At 30.9% G+C, this 11,071-nt stretch carries 11 protein-coding genes; 7 read left to right on the forward strand and 4 right to left on the reverse strand.

Annotation, left to right across the window (positions count from 1 at the left end):
- From N5D03_RS14085 to proS, 3 genes are all read right to left on the reverse strand, one after another.
- Nucleotides 1-1,199 (reverse strand): hypothetical protein (locus tag N5D03_RS14085; RefSeq protein WP_280052011.1); only part of this gene is annotated, 1,199 nt, incomplete at its 3' end.
- A 3-nt stretch (nt 1,200-1,202) separates the two neighbouring features.
- Nucleotides 1,203-2,717, reverse strand: coding sequence for a T9SS type A sorting domain-containing protein (locus N5D03_RS14090; RefSeq protein WP_280052012.1), 1,515 nt, complete (start codon nt 2,715-2,717; stop codon nt 1,203-1,205).
- A 195-nt stretch (nt 2,718-2,912) separates the two neighbouring features.
- On the reverse strand, nt 2,913-4,391 hold the full coding sequence (proS, locus tag N5D03_RS14095) for a proline--tRNA ligase (protein ID WP_280052013.1): 1,479 nt from the start codon (nt 4,389-4,391) through the stop codon (nt 2,913-2,915).
- 103 nt (nt 4,392-4,494) lie between these two features.
- On the opposite strand from proS, the gene N5D03_RS14100 reads away from it, so the two are divergent.
- Nucleotides 4,495-5,565 (forward strand): hypothetical protein, encoded by a 1,071-nt coding sequence (locus N5D03_RS14100; protein WP_280052014.1) that lies wholly within the window; start codon nt 4,495-4,497, stop codon nt 5,563-5,565.
- 21 nt (nt 5,566-5,586) lie between these two features.
- Nucleotides 5,587-6,981: a hypothetical protein gene (locus tag N5D03_RS14105; RefSeq protein ID WP_280052015.1), complete on the forward strand. Its 1,395-nt coding sequence runs from the start codon at nt 5,587-5,589 to the stop codon at nt 6,979-6,981.
- A gap of 91 nt (nt 6,982-7,072) precedes the next feature.
- Here the strand turns inward: N5D03_RS14105 and N5D03_RS14110 are convergent, their stop codons facing one another.
- Nucleotides 7,073-7,828 (reverse strand): DUF2807 domain-containing protein, encoded by a 756-nt coding sequence (locus N5D03_RS14110; protein WP_280052016.1) that lies wholly within the window; start codon nt 7,826-7,828, stop codon nt 7,073-7,075.
- 113 nt (nt 7,829-7,941) lie between these two features.
- On the opposite strand from N5D03_RS14110, the gene N5D03_RS14115 reads away from it, so the two are divergent.
- The 5 genes from N5D03_RS14115 to N5D03_RS14135 all read left to right on the forward strand — a co-directional run bounded on the left by N5D03_RS14115 (nt 7,942) and on the right by N5D03_RS14135 (nt 11,023).
- Nucleotides 7,942-8,706 (forward strand): exodeoxyribonuclease III, encoded by a 765-nt coding sequence (locus tag N5D03_RS14115; protein WP_038332724.1) that lies wholly within the window; start codon nt 7,942-7,944, stop codon nt 8,704-8,706.
- Nucleotides 8,707-8,716: 10 nt separating this feature from the next.
- A complete protein-coding gene (locus tag N5D03_RS14120) occupies nt 8,717-9,250 on the forward strand; it encodes a hypothetical protein (RefSeq protein ID WP_038332722.1) in 534 nt (177 codons plus the stop codon).
- Between the two features lie 80 nt (nt 9,251-9,330).
- Nucleotides 9,331-9,804: a GNAT family N-acetyltransferase gene (locus N5D03_RS14125; protein ID WP_125349662.1), complete on the forward strand. Its 474-nt coding sequence runs from the start codon at nt 9,331-9,333 to the stop codon at nt 9,802-9,804.
- A gap of 161 nt (nt 9,805-9,965) precedes the next feature.
- Nucleotides 9,966-10,181 (forward strand): hypothetical protein, encoded by a 216-nt coding sequence (locus tag N5D03_RS14130; protein WP_280052017.1) that lies wholly within the window; start codon nt 9,966-9,968, stop codon nt 10,179-10,181.
- Nucleotides 10,182-10,255: 74 nt separating this feature from the next.
- Nucleotides 10,256-11,023, forward strand: a complete 768-nt coding sequence (locus N5D03_RS14135; protein ID WP_280052018.1) for a GLPGLI family protein — start codon at nt 10,256-10,258, stop codon at nt 11,021-11,023.
- Nucleotides 11,024-11,071 lie beyond the last annotated feature (48 nt).

An 11,071-nucleotide genomic window follows, 5' to 3' on the forward strand; every position in this document is an offset into this window, starting at 1 on the left:
TTTGAACAATCTAATCTAGAATTTGTATATTCTTGATTATAATAAGATTGGTTCAGGTCAAAGGATTTAATTATATTTTCATTTGTATCAAGGATTTTAATACTTTCTAGTTTATATGAATTTAAATCTTCACGAAGTGTTGAACTTTTAACATATTCAACCCTTTTTTTATTATTTATTTTTATCTGACTTAATATTAAATCATTATAATTTGATACAGAATAAATATTATTTACAATATCTATTTTATGATTATTAACTAAATCATCAGAAATAGGATATTTACTTCCAATCTTAATATAGCCATTATTAGCACCATTAGCTAGAATAGCATAAGGACTTGAAACATCTCCTAAAAAGTTGTTAGTTGAGCTTACATACATATATTGTGATGTATGATTGACATTTTCAAAAGAGCTCGTATTCGAAAAATTTTCTTCATAATTTAATTCTACTACAGTATTGTCTTTCGTTATTATCTTAGAAAGATACCATGTATTTCTGTAGCCAGAATTTGAGCCAGGTGAGCCTCCTTGTTCACTAATAAATGTGGTGTTTGGAATAAATGTAGTAGTATTAAAAAAATATTCATTTCCTTTATTATCAATGATATTAAAAAATTGAATATTCCCGTTATTTATTGTTCCAATTATGATAAAATCATTATTAGGAGTAGTTTGAAATTTATTTGTTTGATAATTGTAATAAAAATGAAAGTTCGTGCCAAAAATATTAACAATATATTCATCAGGCTCGCTATCTATTCCCGTTTCTGTAGCTCCTTCTAACCAATGAGCTGAAGCACTTCCTGGGTTACTATTTAATCCTTCTGTTATACGATTTATATCAACTTTTAAATTTATATTATAATTATCAGGTAAGCTTCTTATATTTCTTGTAATGAAAGAAGTTGTTGATAAACTCCAACCAAGACCAATACTAGTTGCTTGATCATTTACTTTTATCCCTTCAGTATTATATTTTAAAATTATAGGGATACTAATGTTATTATCAACTTTGATTTCTTCAATAGGAATTTGAAAATCAACACTACCTGAGCTTAATGATATTGGTTTATCAATGTATTTTCCTATGGTTGAAATTTCAGGAGATTTTGGAATAAATTTCTCATAATCTTTAATTTGTGCATTCAAATTATTTATTAATATTAAACTAAATACTAAGTAAATCTTCTTCATAAGTTACTTTTTAATAATTTTAATAGATTCAGTTTGGTTGTCTGTGTTGATTTTTAGGATGTAAACACCAGCTGGATAATTCCCTAACGAAATTGGTGTAGAACGGTATTTTACTTCTTTACTTTGAAAATGTTGTCCAACTAAATTATATATCTCAATCGATGCTTTTTCAAACTCTTTGTTAATTAAAACATTCACAATATCTTTTGTAGGATTTGGATAAGCTTCGATGTATACTCGTTTGATATCATCACCTTCTTTTCCTAATTTCACTAAATAAAAATCGGATTGACCTTTGTTTCCTTTGGCTTGTTGAGTAGAGTTTCCAAATAGAATGATTGAGCCATCACGAGTGGTGATTGCTTTTTCGAGATAATTGAAACCTTTTCCTCCAAATTTCTTGTTCCAAATCTCTGAACCATTTTGATCAAAAGATAGCGTGATGTAGTAACTCTCGATAGAATGATTGTTACTTTTTAATTGATCTAAAGAGGTAATTTGATTGGCTGTAAGAAGAAATTTATTATCAATTAATTTAACTTCTGTAATGGCTAAATTATCCTTTATCTCTAATTCTGTCTTTTTTTGAACTCTTAAATCAAAATCAGTCTGAATCACTTTTGGTTTAAATATTTTTTCAGTCTTTTCATTCACAGAAAAAATGAAATTATGTTCGTTTTCTTGAAATGATATTAATTGATTTTCTGAATTTAAACCAAGATTATTCTCTGAAATAATTTCTCCTTTTTGATCTATCTGAATAATCCAAGTTGCATTTGAAGTTTGATCGGTTGATTTATTTCCTGAAGCAGGAGAATTAGAATTTCCAATTAAGAGAAAACCAGATTTTGTTTCGACAACAGATTTTATTTTATCATCAAAAATCCCTCCATAAGATTTTTCCCATTGGATTTTTCCTTTTTCATTTAGCTTGATGATATAATAATCATTTCCTCCAAAATGTTTACTTTTCTTTAGTTCAGATGAAACAGAATTGGAATTTGAAGCAATTAAATAACCACCATCATTGGTTCTAATCACATCAACTGGAATATCATTTCCATTTCCTCCAAAAGAATTTTGCCATTGTAGTTTTCCCTGTGCATCAAGTTTTATAATCCAAATATCTTCGTTACCTTGATTATCACTTGTTTTATCTCCTGATTTAGAAGAAGTAGAAGCTCCAGCTAAAATGTATCCACCATCAGCAGTAGGTTTAGCCGAATACAAGAAATCAGAACCGTTTCCACCAAAAGAATTTTGCCATTCTTGCTTCCCATTTTCATCCATTTTCCAAATGAAATAATCTAAACTTCCTTGATTTTTCTTTTGGATATCTCCTGTTGTATCAGAAGCAGAACTACCTAAAATCAAGAATCCATAATCAGGTGTAGAAATAGCATTATAAAGATATTCTGCTTGCTCTCCTCCTATAGACTTTTCCCATAATACATTCTGTTGTGCTGATAGTCCATACATAGAAAATAAACAGAATACCGACAGTAGAGTTTTTCTCATATATGTTAGTGTTAATTAGTAATCGAATATACTCCTTTTTTTGTAAATGATTGATATTTAACAAAAAATAATATTCTGCTATAGTAACTACGTTTAAAAGAATTGCACGCCAAAAAACATTAAAATAAAAAAGGAGCTAATTAATAGCTCCTCATTTATTTTAGAAAGTTTTTTTGCTAATTATTATTTAACAAATTAATATGCTTTCGCATATAAAACTCTGTATTTTGCTGGTTTTCCAGAGAAAACATCTACTCCTTCTGTAGGCGTTTCAAAAGCTTGAGGAATACAACGAATTGTTGCTTTCGTCTCATTTTTTATAGCTTCTTCTGTTTCTTCTGTTCCATCCCATAAAGCTGAAACAAAACCACCTTTATTTTCGATAATATCTTTGAACTCTTCAAAAGTTGTTGCTTCTGTTGTGTGAGTATCTCTAAAATCTGACGCTTTTTGGAATAAATTAGTTTGAATATCTTCTAATAATTTCTCTACTTCAGTTGACACATTATCCAACGCAATAAATTGTTTTTCTAATGTATCACGACGAGCAACCTCAACATGACCTTTTTCTAAATCTTTTGGTCCAATTGCAATTCGTACAGGAACACCTTTCAATTCGTATTCAGCAAATTTCCAACCTGGTTTCGTTTTATCATCATCATCAAATTTGATCGAAATTCCTTTCGCTTTCAATTCTGATGAAAATTTATCCACTACTTGACGAATTTCTTCTAATTGTTCTTCTGTTTTATAAATTGGAACAACAACAATCTGAATTGGTGCCAATTTTGGAGGTAAAACTAATCCTAAATCATCAGAATGCGTCATAATTAATGCCCCCATCAAACGAGTAGAAACTCCCCAAGAAGTTGCCCAAACATATTCTTGTTTTCCTTCTTTACTAGCAAATTTTACATCAAAAGCTTTCGCAAAGTTTTGCCCTAAAAAGTGAGAAGTTCCCGCTTGTAAAGCTTTTCCATCTTGCATCAACGCTTCAATTGTGTACGTGTCATCTGCACCCGCAAAACGCTCAGAATCTGACTTTCTTCCTTTTACAACTGGAATTGCCATAAAATTCTCTACAACATCCGCATACACTTCTTGCATTTGTTGCGCTTCTGCAATTGCTTCATCTTTTGTTTCGTGTGCTGTGTGTCCTTCTTGCCATAAAAATTCGGCAGTTCTCAAAAACAAACGCGTACGCATTTCCCAACGCACAACATTTGCCCATTGATTAATCAAAATTGGTAAATCGCGGTACGACTGAATCCAACCTTTGTATGTACTCCAAATAATTGCTTCTGAAGTTGGACGAACTATTAATTCTTCTTCCAATTTTGCTTCTGGATCTACAATCAACTTTCCTTTGTTATCAGGATCATTTTTCAATCGATAATGCGTTACAACCGCACACTCTTTTGCAAAACCTTCTGCGTTTTTTTCTTCGGCTTCGAATAAACTTTTAGGAACAAATAAGGGGAAATAAGCATTTTGATGACCTGTTTCTTTAAATCTTTTGTCTAATTCTGCTTGTAGTTTTTCCCAAATAGCATAGCCATATGGTTTGATCACCATACACCCTCTAACCTTCGAATTCTCAGCTAAATTTGCTTTTACAACAAGCTCATTGTACCACTTAGAATAATCCTCAGCACGAGTTGTTAATTTTGCCATAATCTTTTATATTTGTTGATAAGTTTCGTATCTTTACTTGGCATAAAAATTGCCTTTAAATTTATGCAAATTTAATTATTACAAACGATGTAAATTTATAATTATGAACAAAGTTTATAAAATTTCTAATAAAATTTCTGCAACTACATTAATTCTTGTGGCTGCATTAGGAATTTCATCTTGTTCGACTTATCAACCAAGTGGTTACGAAAGCGACGGAGTTTACTATAATCCGAAAACAGATAAAACCTATCAACAAGCTCAACCACAATACGGTAACGAGCAAGGTGAACAAGAAAATCAAGGGGAAATAAAAATTGGTAGTCCATACTTCGATGCAGAAGGAAATGGCGCAGAACAATTTTATTACCAAGATGATGTTGATAGCACAAATGATAATACTCAATCTAAATCAGCAACCAAAGTTAAAATTAACGGATATGGTTTAGGTGGTTACAATTATTTTGGAAACAACGACTATACATTAACTTATAACGGATCGAGTAATTATAACTGGGGACGTAATGATGGTGTAGAAATTAATATCTGGAACAACTATCCTTGGTACAGCTACGGATGGGGAGGTTTCTATAATCCATATCATTGGGGATATTACAATCCTTGGTACAGCTACGGATGGGGAGGTTTCTATAATCCATATCATTGGGGATATTACAATCCTTGGTATGGTGGATATTACGGAGGTTACTACGGATGGAACAATTGGTACGGATATCCTGGTTATTATGGATATGGATATGGATACAATCGTCCAAGAGGAATTTATTCTCAACCAGGTTACAGAAATGGTGGTCGTTTAAATAACACGATTAATTCTACTCGTCCTGTTGGAAGTTTAAATGGTAGAAACAACCAAATCTCTACAGGTTTAAGACCAACTCGTGATAATACAATTAACAATACAACACGTCCAACTCGTGAAGTAAGACCGACACAAACACAACAGCCTACTTACAACACAAGACCGACTCGCGAAGCTCAACAATACCAACAACCAACGAGAAGCTATGAAAGAACAAATAGCATGAACAATTCTCGCCCATCATATTCTACACCTTCTCCAAGTAGAGGTAGTAGTATGAGTAGCGGAAGCATGGGAGGTGGTTCTCGAGGAAGTAGCACAGGAGGAGGCTCTCGTGGAGGAAGAAGATAACTAGATTTAGATCATATAAAAATGAAAAAAATATTATTAAGCCTTTGTACCTTAGCTGGTACATTGGCTTTTGCACAACAGAACAAAGGATACGAAACTCAGTATTCTACAAATGCTATAAATTTATATTCGCAAGATATTAACAGCGGAAATGCTAAATATATTGGTGTTGGTGGAGCTGTTGGTGCATTAGGAAGTGACATTACTTCTGTCGAGCAAAACCCTGCTGGATTAGGAGTAGCAATTAACTCTGATGTCCAAGTAACAGCTGGTGTTTCTACTTTTAGCAACAAAACTAATTTCGGAACAAATATCAAAGAATCTGAAAGCAATTTTGATTTCCAACAATTTGGAGGAACATTTGTTTTTGCAAATGAAGCTTCAAAATGGAATCGTTTCACAGTTGGTGTCGCTTATCTTAATCAGCGTTTAGACAATTATTCATCAATTGGAACAAATGAAGGAATTAAATTTGATAATCCAAATGGAACTTTCAATGGTTACATTAAAGATATAGATGGATACAAATCTAAATTCTCTGTTAATTTAGGAACTAGCTATGACGACAAAGTCTACTTAGGATTTGGATTAAACTTCCACGAAACTAACTATTCGGGATACGAACAATATGCAGAGCGTGATGACGACAATGGAAAAACTTATGTATACAATGCAGATGGAGCTCCATATAGTGAAATTGGGCAAGGATTTTCTTTCTCTTTAGGTGCTATTTACAAAGTGAATCACAATGTACGTTTAGGAGCGGCTTATCATTCTCCTGTTTGGTACAATGTTTCGGAAGATTATTATGCAGCAAACTTCATCAATAACGGAACTGCTGTAGTTTCTTATTATATGTATTCTTCTGATTACGATATGACACGTGGTGGTCGCCTTGTAGGAAGTTTAGGTTTTGTTGTTGGTAAAAATTTATCACTTGGTGCTGATTATACGTACCACATGAACAATGATACAAAATTAAAACCATCACAATATTTTAATTCTTCTAATAATTTTATCAATGATTTTGTAAAAAATTCAAGTGAAGTTAGAGTTGGTGCAGAATACCGTGTAGATCGTTTCAAAGTAAGAGCGGGTTATAATTATGTAACTTCTCCTTACAAAGATTTTACAATGGATATTGCAAACGAAAACAATGTTGTAACAAATGCAGCTGTTTTATCGAAAGCATTTCAAGGAGATATTAATCGTGCAAGTTTTGGTTTAGGATATGATTTTGGTGGATTCTATATAGATGCAGCTTATCAATATCAAACGCAAAAATATCAACAATTGATTGGTGGAACAGATTATATTAATATTAATAATGAATTTGTTTCTTTACCTAATACTTATGCTCCAAAAGTTAAATTAGACAACAATTTATTCTTATTGACATTAGGTTGGCAATTCTAATAAAGAAAATAGATATAAAAAATCGGATGAAATTCATCCGATTTTTTTGTAGTACTAAATATTAACTTATCATAGTTTTAAACAAAAACTATTAGTTTATTCTTTTGATAGAAGACATTCCCGAAATGCTCACTTTCGTTTTCAATCCATTTTCGTCAACATAACGAACAGAACTCGCTCCAGAACTATCAGCAGTCAAACTGTTCACAGCCCAAACTGTTGTAGAACTTGCTCCAGAACAATCAACAACTACATTCGCAGCTTTCAATTCTTTTCCAATAAACGAAGAAGCTCCTGAAACTGAAATGTTTAAATCCTGTACATTTCCAGAAATTTTCATACTTGATGCACCAGAATTATCAACCGAAATAGAATTCGAAACCACATCTAATTTTAAATTACTAGCTCCTGATAAATCAACAGCCATTTTTTCTACTTTCTGCGTTGGCAAAACGGTAACACTCGTTGCACCTGATAGATCAAACGAACGTAATTTTTGATGAGGGAATTTAATTTTAATAGAAGAATTTTTCAAGTTTACTGTTCCATTAATTTTCATCACCAAAACACCATTTTTCACTTCAGTCGTGATTCTATTCATAATATTATCTGGCGCTTCAACCGAAATTTGACCATTATAATTACCATCCTCGACTGTAACACTTATTGCGCTACTTACGTCAATTCCTTCAAAAGAAGCAACTTTACGCGTTTCCGTTACTGTATTACTACTCGCTTCTACTCGATCTAAATAATTAGAAGCTGGTGATTTAGAATTTAAATCGACCGAACAACTCGCAAATCCTAACGAACTGAATATTAAAATTGGAAGAAAAATGTATTTCATATAGATGTCTTTTATTATATAGACGCATTAACTTCTAAAAAGTTACAAAAAATATTCACTTTATTTATCATTCTAAATCAATCCGTCATAAATATTTAGTAATTTCGCTAACTATGAAAATCATCAGTTACAATGTAAATGGAATTCGCGCTGCGATGACGAAAGGTTTGGTTGAATGGTTAGAGGCTGCACAACCAGATGTTTTATGTATTCAAGAAACAAAAGCAATGCAAGAACAAGTGGACACAAAACCGTTTGAGGAATTGGGTTATCACATTTATTGGCATGCAGCAGAGAAAAAAGGATACAGCGGAGTGGCTATTTTCTCGAAAATAAAACCAAATCATGTACAAATAGGAACTGGAATAGATTATATTGACAGAGAAGGTCGCGTTTTGAGACTTGATTTTGACAATGTTTCGGTAATTAGTTTGTATTTGCCAAGTGGAACAAATATTGATCGATTAGACTTTAAATTACAATTTTGCGAAGATTTTAAAGATTATATCAAAGAACTTAAAATCTCTCATCCAAACATTGTAATTTGTGGCGATTATAACATTTGTCACGAAGCAATTGATATTCACGATCCTGTTCGTAATGCAAAAGTTTCTGGTTTTTTACCTGTCGAAAGAGAATGGATGACTGCTTTTCTTGATGAATGTAATATGATTGATTCTTTTCGTTATTTTGTAAAAGAACCTCATCATTATTCGTGGTGGTCTTACCGTGCAAATGCGCGCAATAATAACAAAGGTTGGAGAATCGATTACAATATGGTGAGTAATACATTAGAAAAAAATATGACGCGTGCGACAATTTTACCAGAAGCAAAGCACTCAGATCATTGTCCTGTTTTATTAGAATTAGACGTTTAAGATTATATAAATGAAAAAAATTGTACTTTGTTGTTTAACACTTTTTGCAATTGCAAGTTGCGTTCCTCAGAAACAACACCAAGAATTGGAAGCTAATTATTACAGAGCTTTAGACGATCAATCAAATACATCTAAAGATTTGACATTAGCTAATTTGAAAATCGAAACTCTTGAAAAAGATTTAGCAAAAGCTAAAAGCGAATTATACATTAAAGATACAGCTTTGACAAATGCACAAGCTATGATTAGAATGGCTCAAAAAGAACATGATACTAATTTGCAAGAATTGTATTCTGCATTGAATAGTTCTGGAGAAAAATCAAAACTTTTCTATACTCAATTAAACGAAAAAGAAAAGCAAGTTGCAGAATTAACGCAAAAAGTAAAAGATTTAGATGCTAAGATTGATCAAAAAGATACAGAAATCTTCAATCTAAAAAGACAAATCTTAACACAAGAGATTAACCAAAAGGTTTCGGAAGCAACAGCTACGCCTCCTAAAACAACAACTCCAGCAAAACCAAAAACAACAACAAAAAAGTAAATATAAAAGTCTTATCATAATTGGTAAGACTTTTTTTATTCTTTAAATCGAAGTAACTTTGCAAGAACTAAAAAGTTTTAATGAAAGTTATTTGCGAAACAAAAAGTTTGGTATTACGAGAGTTTTTTGAGATTGATGCATTCGAATTATTTCAATTAAATTCTGACAAAGAATTGATGAAAATTGTCAACGAAAAACCATATAAATCAGAAGACGAAGCGAAGTTTTTTATCGAAAATATGGAGAAACATTACCAAGAACATGGTTTTGGTCTTTGGGGTGTTCACGAGAAAAAAAGCGGACGATTTGTTGGTTGGGGAGGTTTGCGTCAAACGAAATATGGCGCAGTTATCAACATTCGTCTGAAACGCAAATTTCAGAACAAAGGATATGGAACAGAAGTTTTGAATGCGATTGTAGATTATGCAAAAAATGAATTGAAATTAGATAAAATTGCTGCAAAAGCAAATGCAAATCAACCCGAAACGTTGAAACTTTTACAAAAATCTAAACTTCAACAATCAGAAGAAAACGAATTAATTTATAAGTTATAATACAAAACACCTTTTACTTAACATAAAAGGTGTTATAGAGTTTGATTAAATCACAATTCTAATGTAAAAATGTTTCATTCTAATAATTAAGTACTTAAAATTTGATTATATAAATATTAATATTTAGTTTAGTAAAGATTAACAAATTAAACTAAGTAAAAATGAAGAAAATTTTATTATTAGGAGCTTTTGCTTTATTAGGAGCATCTTCTGCATTCGCTGGAACAGGGAATTTTACAAAAATTGTTAAAACTGATTTTGGATCTTGCGAAATTAGTGTTTATAAAAATGGTAAATTAGTAGGGTACACTATTGTATATGCTTCTTCTGAATCAGATTGTAATAATAAAGCTAGAGAATACGCTTCTCAATTTTAATAAAAAAAATTGCATCAAAAAAAATCAATGTATACGTATACATTGATTTTTTTTGATGCAATTGGTCATAAAAAATGAATACAAAACAACATAAAATGAAGAACTTTTTAATTGTTATTTTAGTAACTTTAATAAATACGAATTTATTTGGGCAGGTTTATAAATTGGAATATAAATTTGGTGATAATATGCCAATGGTAGGATATTCTAGTTATAATGCTATTTTAGAGTATAATACAAAAACAAAAGAAAGTGTATACACTGTTTTAAAAAAAGGTATAAAAACAGAAAATTCAACGGATGATAATATGATAATGTTAGGAGATGATATAATAGATGATATAGTTATTTATAACAATTTTAAAGACTCATTAACTTTGACACAAGATCAAATAGATATAGAGATGATGATATTTAAAGAAAAAACACCCAAAATAAAATGGCTTCTAACTGATGAAACAAAAATAAAAAATAATCTTAATTTAAAAAAAGCAACATCAAATTTTAGAGGACGAAACTATGAAGTTTGGTACACTTTAGATATACCTGTTAGTATAGGTCCATGGAAACTTAATGGATTACCTGGAGCTATTGTAGAAGCAAAAGAAAATATTAATAGATACTCTTGGGAATTAGTAAAATTTAGTAAATTAAAAGAAGATGAATTTAAAAAATTTTATAAAAATCCAAAATACAAAGAATACGATATAAAGTTTTATCCTAAATATAAATTTTCGACACCAGAAAGAATAAAAGAAAAATTAAGAAAAATAGATAGTAATTTTCAGTTTCCAGAACCAGAAAGAGATGATATTGAACTGAAATTTGAATGGGAAAAATAGATACATATTTTCAGCTATTAAAAATATGTAAACAAAAAAGCAGTAAAA

Origin of the sequence: Empedobacter sp. GD03861 (genome assembly GCF_029840885.1) — a bacterium.
GTDB classification, from domain to species: Bacteria; Bacteroidota; Bacteroidia; order Flavobacteriales; family Weeksellaceae; genus Empedobacter; species Empedobacter falsenii_B.